This is a genomic window from Micromonospora sp. NPDC049891 (assembly GCF_040660295.1).
Taxonomy (GTDB): Bacteria; Actinomycetota; Actinomycetes; order Mycobacteriales; family Micromonosporaceae; genus Micromonospora.
In genome coordinates this window covers 236,055-250,949 of record NZ_JBFAML010000004.1, presented here as the reverse complement: position 1 = coordinate 250,949, position 14,895 = coordinate 236,055, and the positions used below count along the sequence as shown (strand labels likewise).

Annotated in this window: 15 protein-coding genes; 10 read left to right on the top strand and 5 right to left on the bottom strand. The window is 69.4% G+C overall.

Annotation, left to right across the window (positions count from 1 at the left end; translation table 11 throughout):
- The first annotated feature begins 25 nt into the window (after positions 1-25).
- The 7 genes from AB0I71_RS08510 (at position 26) to AB0I71_RS08480 (ending at position 7,503) form a co-directional block, all read left to right on the top strand.
- The gene (locus AB0I71_RS08510) at positions 26-1,042 is read left to right on the top strand and encodes a sugar ABC transporter substrate-binding protein (RefSeq protein ID WP_357582590.1); all 1,017 of its coding nucleotides are present in this window, start codon (positions 26-28) and stop codon (positions 1,040-1,042) included.
- Entirely contained in the window at positions 1,039-2,565 is a 1,527-nt protein-coding gene (locus AB0I71_RS08505; protein ID WP_357582589.1) for a sugar ABC transporter ATP-binding protein, read from the top strand. The genes AB0I71_RS08510 and AB0I71_RS08505 overlap by 4 nt, the downstream gene beginning before the upstream one ends.
- Positions 2,562-3,587 (top strand): ABC transporter permease, encoded by a 1,026-nt coding sequence (locus AB0I71_RS08500; RefSeq protein WP_357582588.1) that lies wholly within the window; start codon positions 2,562-2,564, stop codon positions 3,585-3,587. The genes AB0I71_RS08505 and AB0I71_RS08500 overlap by 4 nt, the downstream gene beginning before the upstream one ends.
- Positions 3,584-4,588 carry a hypothetical protein gene (locus tag AB0I71_RS08495; protein ID WP_357582587.1) on the top strand — a complete coding sequence of 335 codons (1,005 nt, stop codon included), beginning with the start codon at positions 3,584-3,586 and terminating at the stop codon, positions 4,586-4,588. Before AB0I71_RS08500 ends, AB0I71_RS08495 begins: the two co-directional genes overlap by 4 nt.
- Positions 4,573-5,799: an acetyl-CoA C-acetyltransferase gene (locus AB0I71_RS08490; RefSeq protein WP_357582586.1), complete on the top strand. Its 1,227-nt coding sequence runs from the start codon at positions 4,573-4,575 to the stop codon at positions 5,797-5,799. Before AB0I71_RS08495 ends, AB0I71_RS08490 begins: the two co-directional genes overlap by 16 nt.
- The gene (locus tag AB0I71_RS08485) at positions 5,799-6,536 is read left to right on the top strand and encodes an SDR family oxidoreductase (protein ID WP_357582585.1); all 738 of its coding nucleotides are present in this window, start codon (positions 5,799-5,801) and stop codon (positions 6,534-6,536) included. The genes AB0I71_RS08490 and AB0I71_RS08485 overlap by 1 nt, the downstream gene beginning before the upstream one ends.
- Before the next feature lie 73 nt (positions 6,537-6,609).
- The gene (locus tag AB0I71_RS08480; RefSeq protein ID WP_357582584.1) at positions 6,610-7,503 is read left to right on the top strand and encodes an SMP-30/gluconolactonase/LRE family protein; all 894 of its coding nucleotides are present in this window, start codon (positions 6,610-6,612) and stop codon (positions 7,501-7,503) included.
- Positions 7,504-7,630: 127 nt separating this feature from the next.
- On the opposite strand, the gene AB0I71_RS08475 is transcribed toward AB0I71_RS08480, so the two are convergent.
- On the bottom strand, positions 7,631-8,932 hold the full coding sequence (locus AB0I71_RS08475; RefSeq protein ID WP_357582583.1) for an MFS transporter: 1,302 nt from the start codon (positions 8,930-8,932) through the stop codon (positions 7,631-7,633).
- Positions 8,933-8,967: 35 nt separating this feature from the next.
- Between AB0I71_RS08475 and AB0I71_RS08470 the strand changes: the two genes are divergently transcribed.
- Entirely contained in the window at positions 8,968-10,041 is a 1,074-nt protein-coding gene (locus AB0I71_RS08470) for a LacI family DNA-binding transcriptional regulator (protein ID WP_357582582.1), read from the top strand.
- Positions 10,042-10,162: 121 nt separating this feature from the next.
- On the opposite strand, the gene AB0I71_RS08465 is transcribed toward AB0I71_RS08470, so the two are convergent.
- Entirely contained in the window at positions 10,163-10,489 is a 327-nt protein-coding gene (locus tag AB0I71_RS08465) for a TraR/DksA C4-type zinc finger protein (protein ID WP_357582581.1), read from the bottom strand.
- Between the two features lie 243 nt (positions 10,490-10,732).
- On the bottom strand, positions 10,733-11,368 hold the full coding sequence (locus tag AB0I71_RS08460) for a TetR/AcrR family transcriptional regulator (RefSeq protein ID WP_357582580.1): 636 nt from the start codon (positions 11,366-11,368) through the stop codon (positions 10,733-10,735).
- Between the two features lie 128 nt (positions 11,369-11,496).
- On the opposite strand from AB0I71_RS08460, the gene AB0I71_RS08455 reads away from it, so the two are divergent.
- The gene (locus AB0I71_RS08455; protein WP_357582579.1) at positions 11,497-12,276 is read left to right on the top strand and encodes an SDR family oxidoreductase; all 780 of its coding nucleotides are present in this window, start codon (positions 11,497-11,499) and stop codon (positions 12,274-12,276) included.
- On the top strand, positions 12,273-12,734 hold the full coding sequence (locus AB0I71_RS08450; protein ID WP_357582578.1) for a nitroreductase/quinone reductase family protein: 462 nt from the start codon (positions 12,273-12,275) through the stop codon (positions 12,732-12,734). Before AB0I71_RS08455 ends, AB0I71_RS08450 begins: the two co-directional genes overlap by 4 nt.
- On the opposite strand, the gene AB0I71_RS08445 is transcribed toward AB0I71_RS08450, so the two are convergent.
- The gene (locus AB0I71_RS08445; protein ID WP_357582577.1) at positions 12,673-13,062 is read right to left on the bottom strand and encodes a hypothetical protein; all 390 of its coding nucleotides are present in this window, start codon (positions 13,060-13,062) and stop codon (positions 12,673-12,675) included. The two genes, AB0I71_RS08450 and AB0I71_RS08445, sit on opposite strands and share 62 nt — an antisense overlap.
- A gap of 110 nt (positions 13,063-13,172) precedes the next feature.
- A complete protein-coding gene (locus AB0I71_RS08440; RefSeq protein ID WP_357582576.1) occupies positions 13,173-13,742 on the bottom strand; it encodes a peroxidase in 570 nt (189 codons plus the stop codon).
- Positions 13,743-14,895: the final 1,153 nt, after the last annotated feature.

Genomic DNA, 14,895 nt, shown 5'->3' with positions numbered 1-14,895 from the left:
CCACCCCCGAATCAAGGGAGAGCGCATGCTCCGCACCGGAACAATCCGCGTCGGTTTCACCGCCGGCGCCCTCGGACTGACCCTGCTGGCGACCGCGTGCGGCGACGGCGGCAGCTCGCCGCCCGGCGAAGCCGCCGGATCCGCCCTGGCCGGCAAGACGATCGCCCTGGTCGGCTACGGAAACAGCAACCCGTGGGGCGCCTACTTCAACGAGGTCTTCGGCAAGGAACTGGCGTCGACCGGCGTCAAGATCAACGACATGACGACAATGGACCCGGGTACCCAGGTCCAGAAGTTCAACCAGGCTGTCGCACAGAAACCGGACCTCATCGCGCTGTCCATTCTCGACACCCAGGCCATGGTGGTGCCGATCCAGAAGGCCAAGGCCGCCGGAGTGCCGGTACTGGCCTTCGACGGACCGCCCGACCCGTCGGTGGCCGACGACGTGATGTCGGTCCTGTCCGACAACGAGAAGCTCGGCGAGTACGCCGCCCAGAACATCATTGAGGGCCTCCAGGCCCAGGGCCGCGACTCCGGCAAGATCATTGTGCTCACCGGCACGAAGTCCATGCTCGTCACCCAAGACCGGATGAAGGGCTTCAACCGGGTGCTGGCCGGCGCACCGCAGTACCAGGTCGTCGACGAGCAGGACGCCAACTGGGACCCGCAGCTCTCCGGCACCATCGCCCAGCAACTGCTCGCCAAACACGGTCGTGACGGGGTACAAGCCGCGTACGGCATGGCCGACTACATGGCCCTGCCGATCATCCAGGCGGCCAAGCAGGCCGGAATCCCGGTGGGCGGCAAGGAGGGCCTGATCGTCACCGGCAGCAACTGCTTCAAGGCCGGCATCGACTCCATTCGGGCCGGGGAGATGTACGGCACCGCCACCGAGGATCCGGGCACGATCGCCAAGCAGACCGCGGACTACGCCGTACGGTTCCTGACCGGTCAGAACCCGCCGAAGCGCGAGATCGTCGAGGAGGGGCGCGTCACGGCCGCGACCCTGGACCAGTTCGCCGAGCAATGCAGCAACGTGTGAGCGGATCCGCCGCCGGGCCGGCCCTCGACCGCGTTCAGGTACGCGTCGAGGGCCTGGCCCGGGCCTTCAACGGCGTACCAGCGGTCCGGGACGCCTCCTTCACCGTGGGCCCCGGCGAGATCCACGGTCTGTGCGGTCACAACGGAGCCGGCAAGAGCACCGTCGTGAAGATGCTCTCCGGGCAGCTCGCGCCCGACCGTGGGCGCATCGCCATCGGTGGTACGCCCGTCGAACTGTCCAGCCGGCAGGCCGCCCAACGGCTGGGCGTGGCCCTTGTCGATCAGGAGCTGAGCGTCGTACCGGCACTGACGGTCGGCGAGAACATGCTGCTCGGCGACATCGACGCACCGCTGATCAACCGACGGCGAGCCGCCCGGGCCCGGTGTCGACAGATCCTCGACGGAATGGGACTTGAACACCTCCGGCCCGACCAGCCGGTGACCACGCTCGGCATCGGCGAACGGCAGCTCGTCGAGATCGCCAAGGCCCTCAGCCAGAACGCCCGACTGGTGATCCTCGACGAACCCACGGCGACCCTCAGCGACGTGGAGAGCGCCCACGTATTCGCGGCGATCCGACGGGTCGCGGCCACCGGCTGCTCCGTCGTGTTCGTCTCACACCGGCTGTCGGAGGTCCTCGACCTCTGCGACCGGGTGACCGTGCTGCGCGACGGCAGCACCGTGGCCACCACCGCGGTGCAGCAGCTGACAGTCGACGAACTGATCGTCCAGATGCTCGGCGAGACCCCACACCGGCTAGCCGCGTCCGGCGGTCCCGCGACCAGCCAGGCGTACGCGTTGCGGATCGAAGGGCTCTCCGTGCCCGGTCGGCTGGCGGACTTCGACCTCACCGCTCGGGCCGGGCGCATCCACGCGCTCGCCGGTCAGCTCGGCAGCGGCGCCTCGGACGTGCTGCGGGCACTGGCCGGGCTGCATCCGAAGGCCACCGGAACCGTGCGGTTGCGCGACCACGAGGTGCCCTACCGCGACCCGGTGGCCGCCGCGCGCAACGGCATCGCCTTCGTCTCCAATGATCGCAAGACCGAGGGACTGTTCCTCGACAAGTCGGTCGGCGCGAACCTGGTCGCTACCCGCCTACCGCATCTCGGCCGCGGCGGCGTGCTGCGAACGGGCCGCGAACAGGACGCCGTCCGGTCGATCGCCGACCTGGCCGGACTGCCGGCCGGACGACTACGGGAACGGGTACGCGCACTGAGCGGAGGAAACCAGCAGAAGGTGTTCGTCGCCCGGTGCCTCGACCGCGCCGACGTCCTCGCCCTCCTGCTGGACGAGCCGACCCGTGGTGTCGACATCGGCGGACGTGCCGCCATCCATCGACTGCTGCGCCAGGCCGCCGACGCCGGACTCGTCGTCATCTTCGCCTCCACCGAACTGGAGGAACTGCTGGAACTCGGCGACGAGATCATCACGATGCGGGACGGTCGGATCGTCCGCCGGTACCAGGGCGACGCCGACGGATCCGCGTTGATGCAGGACATGACGCACGGAGTGGACCAGACATGACCCCAGCCGACGACCCGCGCCACAGCGCAGCGACCACCGCGATCGCCGGGTCTCCCGGCCTCACCGACCCGAAGCCGTCCGCGACCGGGCGGGTCCCCCGACGGCCGGGCCCGCTCACGGCCGCGTCGGCCGTACTGCTGCTGCCACTCGCCGTCCTCGCGGTGACGACGGACCGCTTCCTGACCCTCGACAACGCACGCGCGATCCTCGCCTCCGCCGCCTTCGTCGGGATCACCGCGATCGGCGCGACGCTTGTGATGATCGTCGGGTCCGCGGTGTCGCTGGCCGCCTCCCAGACGGCGACAGTGGTCGCGATGGTCTTCCTGGCCACGCAGCAACTGGGCCTGCTGCCCGCGGTTCTCCTCGCACTCGTCTGCGGCGTGGTCCTCACCGCCGCTCAGGGGGCGGTCGTCGGCTACTGGGACGCGAACCCCATCGTGCTGACCATCGCGGCCGGCTTCGCCGTCGGCGCCGCCGCCACCTGGTTCAGTGGCGGCACCCCGGTGTATCCCGCCAGCAACGCCTTCGCCGTGCTCAACAGGACCCTGCTGGGTCTGCCAGTATCGGTGTATGCGCTGCTCGCCGTGACCGCGCTCGCCCACTGGCTGCTGCGCCGCACCACGGCCGGGCGGCAGATGTACCTCGTCGGGGAGAACCGGGCCGCGGCCCGCGCCGCCGGCCTGCCGGTCGGCCGGGTGACCGTCCTGGCCTGGGCGTTCTTCGGCGGGTGCATCGCGGTGGCCGGGATCTTCCTCGCGTCGTTCAACACCGCCGCGACGGTCACCCTCGGCGGCACTCTCACCCTCGACGCCATCGCGGCCGTCCTGGTGGGTGGCACCGCGATCGCCGGTGGTCGCGGATCGGCCCTGCAGACCCTGGGCGGTGCGCTGCTGATCTCCGTCATCTCCGACGTCCTGCTGCTGCGCGGCTACTCCACCGGCATGCAGATTCTCGTGAAAGGTCTCCTCGTGCTCGCCGTCGTCATCGCCGTGCATCTGCGTACCACCCGGGGTTGGCGATGAGCCGGGCGTGGCTGGCCCGGCCGGAGCGGTTGATGCCGGTCGTCTCCCTGGCCGTCGTGCTGGCGTCCTTCCTGGCCTCGCCGATGGTCAGCGGGCGACAACTGGAACTGTTCGACGCGTACAACGCGTTGCAGGGCTTCGCGCACCTGGGGCTGCTGGCCCTGGCCATCGGAATCACGATGATCGCCGGCGAGTTCGACCTGTCGGTTGTCGGCACGTACGCCCTCGGTGGAATGATCGCGGTGAGCACCGGGGCGACCTCGCCGGTGGCGGGCGTCCTGGCCGCCGTGGCCGTCGGTGCCGCCATCGGAGCGGCGCAGGGCGGGCTGATCGCGGGACTGCGCATCCCGTCCATGCCGGTGACGCTCGCGACCTACATCGCGCTGCTGGGTCTGACGAACGTGCTCTCCGGCGGGCTGAGCGTCACCTACCCCAACAGCGACGCGACCCTGTGGGTGGACCAGACCATCGCCGGGATCTTCTCGCCGCGCAGCCTGGTGACGCTCGGGGCGTTCCTCGCCCTGGCGCTGCTGCTCGGCTGCACCAGGCTTGGCCGCGAACTGCGGGCGATCGGTGGTGACCGCCGCGCCAGCCGGGTCACCGGCGTACGGGTGGACCGGCGGCTCGTCGGGCTGTTCACCCTGTCGGGGACACTCGCGGCCCTCGGCGGTGCGCTGCTCGCCTACAGCTACGCCTCGGCCAACCCCGACCCGGGGCTGCAACCGCTGATCCTGGCGGCGGTGGCCGCCCTGCTCGGCGGCGTCTCCCTGGCCGGCGGCCGAGGTGCCCCGCTCGGCCTGCTGGCCGGCGCGCTCTCGGTCGCCCTGCTCGCACAGATCGTGGTGACCACCGCCCTGCCCGACTACTCCACCCAACTGCTCTACGCGGCGCTGCTCGCGGTGATCGTGGCCATCGAGAGCCCCGGCCTGCACCGCAGCATCGACCGGATCCGCGCCCGCCGCGCGGACTCGCCCAGGAGGTACCCGTGCCCGAAGCCGTGATCGTCGCGGCGGCCCGCTCACCGATCGGCCGCGCCCGCAAGGGCTCACTCGCGCAGCTGCGTCCCGACGACCTGACCGTGCAACTGGTGCGGTCCGCGCTCGCGCAGGTGCCGGCGCTGGACCCTACCGACATCGACGACCTGATGCTGGGTTGCGGACTGCCCGGCGGCGAGCAGGGCGACAACATGGCTCGGGTGGTCACCGTCCTGCTCGGGCTGGACGGCGTACCGGGGACCACTGTCACCCGCTACTGCGCCTCCTCGGTGCAGACGACCCGGATGGCCCTGCACGCCATCCGGGCGGGCGAGGGACACGTGTTCGTGTCGGCAGGCGTGGAGACGGTCTCCCGGCACGACCGAGGCACCTCCGACTCATGGCCGGACACCCACAACCCGGCCTTCGCCGAGGCGGAGGCCCGTACCCGCGACGCCGCGGAGTCCGGTGCCGACGGGTGGACCGATCCGCGTGACGGCGGCCGCCTACCCGACGTCTACATCGCCATGGGGCAGACCGCGGAGAACCTGGCCCGCGCCCGGGGCGTCACCCGCGAGGAGATGGACCGGTTCGCGGTGCGCTCCCAACACCTCGCCGAGCGGGCGATCGGCAGCGGCTTCTACCGTCGAGAAATCACCCCGGTGACCCTCCCGGACGGCTCCCTCGTCGACACCGACGACGGCCCCCGCCCCGGCGTCAGCTACGACGCGGTGGCCGCCCTGATGCCGGTCTTCCGGCCCGACGGGCTGGTCACCGCCGGCAACTGCTGCCCGTTGAACGACGGCGCGGCGGCACTCATCGTCATGTCCGACACCCGAGCCCGCGAGTTGGGCATCGCCCCCTTGGCACGGATCGTCGCCACCGGCGTCAGCGGCCTCTCCCCAGAGATCATGGGCCTCGGGCCGGTCGCCGCGTCCCGGCAGGCGCTGCGGCATGCCGGCATGACGATCGACGATGTCGACCTGATCGAGATCAACGAGGCGTTCGCCGCTCAGGTCATACCGTCCGCCCGCGATCTGGGCATCGACCCGTTCGGCGACAAGCTGAACGTGCACGGCGGGGCGATCGCTCTCGGCCATCCGTACGGCATGACCGGCGCCCGGATCACCACGACGCTGATCAACGGGCTCCGCGCCACCGACCGGACCATCGGACTGGAAACCATGTGCGTCGGTGGCGGGCAGGGCATGGCAGTCATCCTGGAAAGGCTCACCTGATGCGCAACATCACCTTCGACTTCACCGGCCGCACGGTCGTGGTCACCGGCGCCGCCCGCGGGGTCGGCCTCGCCGTCGGCAGATACTTCCGGCAGGCCGGCGCCACCGTCTACCTGGTCGACCTGGAAGCCGGACCGGTGAAGGAGGCCGCCGACGAGATCGGCGCGACCGGGCTGGCCGCCGACGTCGCCGACACCGGTCAGGTCACCGAGGTGGTCGAGCGGGTGGTGTCCGAAAGCGGCCGGCTCGACGTCCTGGTCAACAATGCCGGCAATCTCCGCGACGGCGTGGTGTGGAAGTTGAGCGACGACGACTACGAGTCGGTCATGGCGGTGCACGCCGGCGGCACGTTCCGGTTCACCCGCGCAGTGGTCCCGCACTTCCGGCGGCAGGGGGCAGGCCGCATCATCAACGTCACCTCCTACACCGGTCTGCGGGGCAACCCCGGCCAGTCGAACTACTCGATGGCCAAGGCCGGGATCATCGGCTTCACCCGCACCACCGCGAAGGAACTGGCCCGGTTCGGGATCACCGTCAACGCCATCTCACCCAGCGCCCAGACCCGCATGATCGCGTCGGTGCCGCAGGAGAAGCTGGCGCAGCTCACCGCAGCCATTCCCATGGGCCGGTTCGCCGACGCGTCGGAAATGGCGGCGGCTGTCGCGTTCCTGGCCTCCGACGAGGCCTCCTACATCACTGGTGTGGTCCTGCCGGTGGACGGCGGCATGGCCATCTGACCGATCCACCGACGCACACCATTCCCCTATCCACAGCTCAGCGACGCGCAGGACCAACCGAGGAGGAAGGCACATGACCGCAGCGACGACCACCCTGGCGGAGGGCTTCAACTTCCTGGAGGCGCCGCGCTGGCGCGACGGGCGGCTCTGGTTCTCCGACTTCTACGGATACCGGGTCCGCTCGATGAACGAGGACGGCACGGACCTGCGGGTGGAGGCCGACGTGCCGGGGCAGCCCTCCGGTCTCGGCTGGCTCCCCGACGGCCGACTGCTGGTCGTGTCCATGCGGGACCGCAGGGTCCTCCGGCGGGAGCCGGACGGCACGCTCTGCGTCCACGCCGACCTGAGCGGACACGCCACCGGACACACAAACGACATGGTGGTTGACGAACACGGTCGCGCGTACGTGGGAAACTTCGGCTTCGACCTGATGGCCGGCGCGCCGCTGGAGCCGGCGGCGCTGCACCGGGTGGATCCCGACGGACGGGTCACCCAGGTCGCCGACGACCTCTGGTTTCCCAACGGCAGCGTACTCACGCCGGACAACGTCCTACTGGTGGTGGAGACGTTCGGCAACCGGGTCACCGCCTTCACCGTGACGGCCGACGGCGAACTCACCGATCGCCGGGTGTGGGCCGAGTTCGGACCGTTGCCGACCGACCGCGACGTCGCGGGGGCCCTCGGCCAGCTCCGGGTCGCCGGTGACGGCGCCTGCCTCGACGCGGAGGGCGGGCTGTGGATCGCCGACGCCACCGGAAACCGGCTCCTGCGGGTGACCGAAGGAGGAACCGTCACCGACGAGATCAGGCCCGGCACACCCGTCTACGCCTGTGCCCTGGGCGGCGCCGGGGGCGACACCCTGTTCGTCTGCGCCGCACCCGACTTCCACGAGCAGGCCCGCAAGGCCGCCACCGAAGCCCGCATGCTCGCCGTCGGTGTCCGCATCCCGGCAGCTCCGCTCGGCTGAAGATGAGCCAGCCTGGGACGGATTCCGAGCCAGGCGTCCGGGATCCGTCTTCGCGCACGAGCCCTCTCAGCCGGACGCGTCTTACGACCGGACGCCGGTGCGCGCTCATGCCGAAGAGCGAGCGGTCCTAGTGATCGCTCTGCGCTCTTCTCGCAGCCCAGGTGCTGATCGGCGCTGCTGCCAGGGTGAAGACCAGAGCCAGTGCGGCCACGCCGAGCAGCGCGCCGCGCAGGTCGCTGCTCTCGGCCAGCAGACCCACGTAGGCCGGGCCGAGCAGGAAGCCCAGGTAGGCGGTAGCGGCGACGGTGGAGGTGGCCCGGCCGTGCTGAGCGGGGTCGGTGCCTCGCAGACTGCGGCTGAGCAAGGTGGGGAACAGCGTCGCGGTGCCCAGGGCGCTCAGCACCAGCCCGACCAGGGCGATGATGACCGAAGGAGCGGTGGCCAGCACAGCGCTGCCCACGGTGGCCAGCGCGCCTCCACCGACCAACATCGCGGTGGGGCGGCTGCGCGACAGCGGCGCCAGGCTCAGGCGTGTCAGCGCGGCGGTGGCGGCAAAAGCCGCCGGGGCTACGGCCGCCAGCTGGGGTGAGGCGCTGAAGACGTCGGTGAGCATCACCGCTCCCCAACTCTGGTGGGCGTTCTCGATGGCGTAGGCCAACGCAGCCACCAGTCCCACGACGAACAGGGGTGAAGTCGGGCTGATCCGGCACAGCAGCCTCGTGAGCCTTCGTGCGCCACGGGGCTGGGCCACGCCAGAGCCTGCCGGCGCCCCTCGCTCCGCACGGGCACCTTCGCGGGCTTCCGCCCGGGTGCCGGCATCGCCCCGGTGAGCTGGAATCTGCAGCGACTTGCTGGTCAGGTGAGCCATCGCTGCCAGGGCGAGCATCATCGCCGCGACCGCGGCGAAGGCCGCCAGCAGTGACAGCCCCGCGCCCAGCAGCGCTCCAGTGGACAGGCTGGCGATAACCACGCCCACGGAGAACAACCCGTGGGAACGGGTGAGCAGAGGCTTGGCGGTGGCGTGCTCTGCGCGCCCCGCCAAGGTGTTGATGGCCACGTCCGCGGCACCAGAAGCGGCGCCGACCACGAGCATCCCGATGACCAGCAGCACCACCCCGTCGGCGCCGGCCGTGATGAGGAGACCAGCACCGGCCAGTGCCGCCAGCAGCCAGGCCGCCACACGGAGCCCGAAGCGGTCCACCACACGTCCGGTAAAGGCCATCGACGGCAGCGCCCCTAGACCGATGAAGAGCAGGGCGGTGCCCAGTTGGCCTTCGCTGACCCCGGCCTGGTCGCGCAACGCGGGCAGGGCCGCTCCCCAGGCACCCCAGAAGATCCCGAACGCAGCGAACGCCGCGTAGGGCGCATAGACGGCACGGAGCCCGAGGACAGGTGGCCGGGGCGAGGAGACGACCGTGTCTTGAACCATGTTCGTAACGTTACACAGCACGATATGATGTTGTTGTGCCCACACCTGCGCGACGACGTCCCACCGTCAAAGACGTCGCCGAGCAGGCAGGGGTCGCGCCGATGACGGTCTCCTACGCCTTCAACCACCCCACTCGGGTCGCCGAAGCCACCCGCACCCGGGTGCTGGAGGCCGCGGCGAGACTGGGCTACCGCCCCGACAGCACCGCCCGCGCCCTGCGCTCAGGGCGCGCCAAGCAGCTGGGCGTGGTGGTCGGAGAACATTTGTCCTACCTCTTCGACAACCCGCAGGCGGCGCAGTTCCTGGCCGGGGTCACCGACGTCTGCGTCAGTGAGGACCTGGGAGTGGTGCTGATCCCCACCCGCGGGGATGCCTCCGACGTCGACCGGGTGCTGACAGCGGCGGTGGACGGCTACGTGCTGTGGACCACCGTCGCCGATGACCCGGTACTGGCCGCCGTGGCGAGCAGCGGGCGACCAGCCGCCATCCAAGGCGGGCCTGCCCACCCGGGGCTGGTGTGCATCGGGCCCGATGACCGCGCGGCGGCAGCAGCAGTTGCGGCGGCCACGCCGCTGGCTGAAGCGACTCCCGTCATCATCAGCTTCCCCCTGGACCGGCGCCGCACCAGCGGCATCCTGCGCGGCCACGACCTGCCAGTCGACCTGATGGACCTGCAGGCGGTCCCCTTCCCGGTCACCGGGGCTCGTCTGGCCGGCTACCGCGATGCGCTGACCGAGACCGGTCACGACTGGGACGACGTCCGGATCGCCGTGGTCGAGCGCAACCAGCGCGTACTGGGTGAGGACGCCGCCGCAGCGCTGCTGAAAACGCTTGAGGGTGGTGGCCCCGTGGTGGTGCTCGCGATGAGCGATGAGCTGGCGTTGGGGGCCCGCTCGGCGGTGGACCGCACCCAGCGGCAGGCGGGGCTCACCGGGTGGGACGGCACACGAGAGGCCACCACCTCAGGCATCTGGTCCGTAGCGGCCTCGCTGCGCGAGCAGGGCCGTGCGTGCGCGCGAGCGGCCCTATCGAGGGATATCGAGGGACACCAGGTGCCGTGGTCCGTGGTCGCGCCCGAGTTCCTGCACCCCAGTACGGCGGCCTCATAGATCTCGACGGCACGCTTCCGGTACCTCCACCGCCGGAGGTCTCCGCTCTATCGGCCCTGGAGTCCGGCGCTGACCGCCGACGGCGGGAGGAGCGTTCCCAGATCCCACTCTCCCTCATGCCCTATGCGCACGCCATGCAGAAACGGGCGAATGGCCGTGCGGCAAGCCGTTCATCACCGATCGGCTGCCCGCAACGCTCGCAGACGCCGTAGGTCGCCGCGTCCACCCGACGCAGCGCGTCGTCAACGTCGGCGATCCGCTCCCGCGCCCCGGCCAGCAGCGCGGTCAACTGGGCACGTTCGAAGCCGATGGTGGCACCCTCCGGGTCGTGCTCGTCGTCGGCATTCGAATCCCGCGATGCCAGGAACAGCGCCTCCAAGTCCTGGGCCAACGTCGAGGCCTCAGCCACCGCCCTCGCGCGCAGCCGCAGCAGTTCATCCCGGACCATATCCGCAGCCTAACGGCCTGCAGCCGGCACAAACAGGCCCCGGCCGGATACGCGATGACCCGCAGCGGATGTGCGAAGTGCACCGCCAGGAAACGCCACGCCGCCCTGTTCAGCTCCGGCTGCCGAGAATGCGCCACCTCACCCGGGTCGCCCGCAGGAAACAGCAACGGGGCACCCGCGATCCCGCAGCGTCCGACTGCTGTCCTACCGGGAGCTTGCTCCTACCTCGCTCACGCCCCTTCATCACGAGGGAACTGGTTTGTCGGTGCCGTACCGGGCAACCATGGTTCGGACGGCTTCGTCCACGACCGCAGTCGTGCGGGCAGGGGTCACCGTCCAGTCCGGGAGCAGAAGGCTCGGCCAGAACAGGTAGTTGGAGATCATCCCGAGGAACTGCGTAGCGGCCATCTCCGGGTCAGCGATGTCCGCAGCTCCCGTGTCGCGTTCGGCCAGAAGGTAGATCCGGACGGACTCGAAGTATGGCAGTTTGCCCTGTGAGAAGTGCGCCTTGGCCAGCTCGGGAAAGCGTGGCAATTCGGCGATGACGATGCGAAACAGGTCGGTCATCTCCGGCTGGCTCATCAGCGTCGCGTAGCGCCGTCCCAGCACCGTCAGGCCGGCCGTCAGGTCACCGGCGGGCGGCACGTCGGCGACGTCGTTCTCAGCCCACGAATCGATGACTATGGCATCGAACAATGCCGCCTTGGTGGGGAACTGCTTGAACAGCGTCGCTTTCGACACCCCGGCGCTCTCGGCAACACGCGCCAGTGATGCCCGGTCGTAGCCCAACTCGAGGAAAAGCTCAGTAGCGGCCTGCACGATGAGCGCGCGCTTCTCCTGCGCCACGCGCTGGTGATAGGCCGACGGCGCTGGGGTCATGCGCCCAGCATAGCGAGGTGAGTGGGTTGACTCACCACCCCGGGCGGCGTAGTTTCAACAAGGTGAGTCGTCCGACTCACCACCCGGTCCTACGGGTTGTCATCTCTCGCTCGTACTCGGAGGATCAGATGCCCCGCTTCGCCAATCAGACCGTACTCGTGACCGGCGGCACCGGTGGGCAGGGAGCCAGCCACGTTCGTGCCCTGCACGCCGAAGGCGCCAACGTCGTCATCGGCGACATCGATGCCGAGCGAGGCGCCGGCCTCGCCGCCGAGCTGGGAGGCGGGGTGCGCTTCGTCCACCTCGACGTCTCCCAGGAGGAGTCGTGGGCCGCCGCCATCGAGGAGACCGAGAAGGCCTTCGGTGCGCTCACGATCCTGGTCAACAACGCCGGAGTGCAGAACCCGCCGGCCCTCATCGAGTCAACAGACCGGGTCACGTGGGCCCGCATCATCGACATCAACCTCACCGGCACCTTCCTCGGCATCAAGGCGGCCGCCCCGGCGCTACGGCGCGCGGGGGGAGGAGCAATCGTCAACATCGCCTCCACCATGGGCTTCGGCGGTACTGCCTGCTACGCGCCATATGTCGCCAGCAAGTGGGCGGTCCGAGGGCTCACTCAGACCGCTGCCCTTGAGTTGGGCCGCGACAACATCCGCGTCAATGCCATTCACCCAGGCGTTGTGGCCACCCCGTTCATCACCGAGCCGGCGGCCGGCAGCGACGCCCCGATCGCCGACTTCTACTCGCCCGAGCCATTCGCCGTCCCGCGACTCGGGCAGCCCGCCGACATCACTGCGCTGCTGCTGTTCCTCATCTCGCCCCACGCGGCCTTCATCACCGGCGCCGAGTACGTCCTCGACGGCGGGCTGCTCCTCGGCCCCGCACTGCAGAAGGAAGCCGCATGAACCCCACAGACCAGCATGGTGAACGCCGCACGCCTGACCCGCTGGCACACCTGCCGCACGAGATCAGGCGCGCCATCGAGATCACACCCGCGGCCGGAACCCGCGAACGAATCGTGGACATCACCACCACCGGGCGGCGTACCGGACGACCTCGTCGCATTGAGATCTTCTTCTATCGCGCCAACGGCGCAACGTACCTTTGCAGCGGAGCGGGCGCAGGCCCGACCGGCTGGTACGCGAACCTACGAGCGAACCCCGCTTTCACCTTCCACCTCAAGAACGGCATCCGAGCGGACCTGCCGGCGCACGCGACCACCGTCACCGATCCCACGGAACGGGCCGCGGTCATCGCAGCCATCGTCGACGACCTCAACCAGCCTCACGACCCTGGCACCGTCAGGCCGACCCATCCAGACGACTGGGCCGCCAGCAGGCTGATGCGAATCCACTTCGACTGAGCCACTTCCGGAACGCGGCGACTTCGCTCCCGCTGTAGGCGACATGTTCTGCCCGGGTCTTGAAGAACGACCCGGGCGTGGCTCGCACCAACGCCCTCACGTCTTCCTCCGCGTCCGCGACCACCCCGTCGGCGAGGTCGACGAACAACAGAGCGTCGAGCAGACGACCGACCAAGGCGTCGAGCGTCGCACGGCCGACGAAGTACAAAGGCGCTTCGAAACCGCCGGTGCTCCTCGCGACCACGGCAACGATCGGCGCCTCGAGGGTCGAGCGTTCGAACTCGATCGCGAGGGTGCCGCCGAGCAGCGTCGGGTCGTCGCCGACCACGGCCACTCCCCCCTCGCTCAGGTCGGCGAGGTCGCCGGCGACCGGGGCGAGGTCAAACGTGGCGGGCCGTGCGTACGCGATTCGAAGCGTTGGCGCACGGCACCGCGAACCTAGCCGCCGAACCTCAGCGCCTGCCGCAGTTCCGCGTCGAGGCTTTCGTTGTAGTGCGGATCGGGCACAGCCCCAGCAGCGCTGAGGACCGTGCTGAAGAAGCATCTGGCACCAACGGCGAGAATCACGCGGAAGATCTCCGTGTCATCAAGACCGTGACTGCGCAGGTCCGTAATGTCCGCCTCGATGACCGAACTCGCATCGGTCGCGACCTTTCCGGCGAAGTTGACGACCGCGACCTCCTGGGCGGAGAGGCCAGCGCTGCCGTGGTCTGACGCGATGGCGGCGACGGTCGACGCATCGAAGAACTTGTCTCGCAGGATCTTCCCGTGCGCCAGTCCGCAGTAGGAGGATTTCAGGGCCCGCGCTGCGGCGAGGGTCGCCAACTCGTAGCGGCGCAGCTCCATCTCGGCCCTCACCGCACGGTTGAGCTGCTGCCAGGCCAGGTACGCGGCCGGGCTGTGGGCGAACAACCTAGTGAAATTGGGCAGGTAGCCCAACGCCTTCGTGTCCGCGTCGAACATCCGCTCAGTGTCCGGCGACTGCTCAGCCTGCTGCAAAAAGCTCATCCGGCTCCCCCTCACGCTCGACCGCGAACCGTACACCGCTGGATCCCGCGGACGCTGTCCGAAAATGGCGCACGCGGGGTCCGACGATCGTCAGGTGGCGGCCAACTCCTCACACTCGGACACTGCCCGGGCGGCAACACCGGGACATGCGCCGGTGCCTCGCGCTCACGCCCAGGTAACCCGGCCGACGGCGTCGGCGAGCAGGTCGAACAGCACGTAGTGGGCCCCGGCACTCGCACGCCAAGCGCAAGGACGCGCGCGACCGGCGGTGATGCGCCCGGCAGGTACACCCCTTCAGACTCACGGAAGGCGAATCGCCTGCCACCCGTCCCACGTCGGCTCATGCACCAGATCCGGACCATCGGGCACCACGCCGACCTGCTCCGCGAGCATCGACGCCACCGGCCGACGCTGGGCCAGCGGGCAGGCGGAGTAGCCCTCGGCCACAGCTACCGACAGGTAGCCCTCGCGACGATACGTCGAGTTGCGGGGACCTGCCCGCCCGCGCCGACGCCCGCTCGGAGCGGCCCGAAGCGGTTCCGACCTGAGGCAGCGCGGGGCCTCTGGCCATTACGAACTACTGGCCTTATGGCAGTAAGTGTGATAATTGGTACGGCTCGAAGCCGGGTGAGCCATACCTGGCAGAATCCGAACCACATTCCCCCAGCCCAGGAACCGATCGTAACGGTTACGGCCGTACGTAGACGCACGGTTTGACACGGCCCGCCATCGTGACACTGCAGGGTCTCCGGACTCGCCGGAGACCCTGCATGATCCTCGATCATTATTGGTAGGCAACGAAGCAAATTTCAGGCGACTAAGGTCCTCAACGTAGACGAGATCCTTGCCATCAGGCGATGGGCTGGGATGGCACGCAGGGACCATTGCGTGCTCGACGGGCAGCCGCTTGACCTGGGATTATCGGGGTGATCGGCCTCCACGGAGGATGCATAGGGCGGTTGCCCAGTCACGCCTTCCCTCATCTATGCGCTTTCCGGCATCGGGCCCGCCGGGCGGGCCACGACAACGACGCCTGATCAGCGACTTTGAATCGCCAATAGATCGACGGACGTCTGTCTGCTTTTCGACAGCGGCAGTCCAAAGGTGTCCAACCTAGTCCAGGATGGCCGCATGACCAGCCGTGGAGAACTGA

Coding starts and splice junctions, on each gene's coding strand:
- AB0I71_RS08510 (WP_357582590.1), top strand. CDS start 26: ATGCTCCGCACCGGAACAATCCGCGTCGGTTTCACCGCCGGCGCCCTC.
- AB0I71_RS08500 (WP_357582588.1), top strand. CDS start 2,562: ATGACCCCAGCCGACGACCCGCGCCACAGCGCAGCGACCACCGCGATC.
- AB0I71_RS08495 (WP_357582587.1), top strand. CDS start 3,584: ATGAGCCGGGCGTGGCTGGCCCGGCCGGAGCGGTTGATGCCGGTCGTC.
- AB0I71_RS08485 (WP_357582585.1), top strand. CDS start 5,799: ATGCGCAACATCACCTTCGACTTCACCGGCCGCACGGTCGTGGTCACC.
- AB0I71_RS08480 (WP_357582584.1), top strand. CDS start 6,610: ATGACCGCAGCGACGACCACCCTGGCGGAGGGCTTCAACTTCCTGGAG.
- AB0I71_RS08475 (WP_357582583.1), bottom strand. CDS start 8,932: ATGGTTCAAGACACGGTCGTCTCCTCGCCCCGGCCACCTGTCCTCGGG.
- AB0I71_RS08465 (WP_357582581.1), bottom strand. CDS start 10,489: ATGGTCCGGGATGAACTGCTGCGGCTGCGCGCGAGGGCGGTGGCTGAG.
- AB0I71_RS08460 (WP_357582580.1), bottom strand. CDS start 11,368: ATGACCCCAGCGCCGTCGGCCTATCACCAGCGCGTGGCGCAGGAGAAG.
- AB0I71_RS08455 (WP_357582579.1), top strand. CDS start 11,497: ATGCCCCGCTTCGCCAATCAGACCGTACTCGTGACCGGCGGCACCGGT.
- AB0I71_RS08450 (WP_357582578.1), top strand. CDS start 12,273: ATGAACCCCACAGACCAGCATGGTGAACGCCGCACGCCTGACCCGCTG.
- AB0I71_RS08440 (WP_357582576.1), bottom strand. CDS start 13,742: ATGAGCTTTTTGCAGCAGGCTGAGCAGTCGCCGGACACTGAGCGGATG.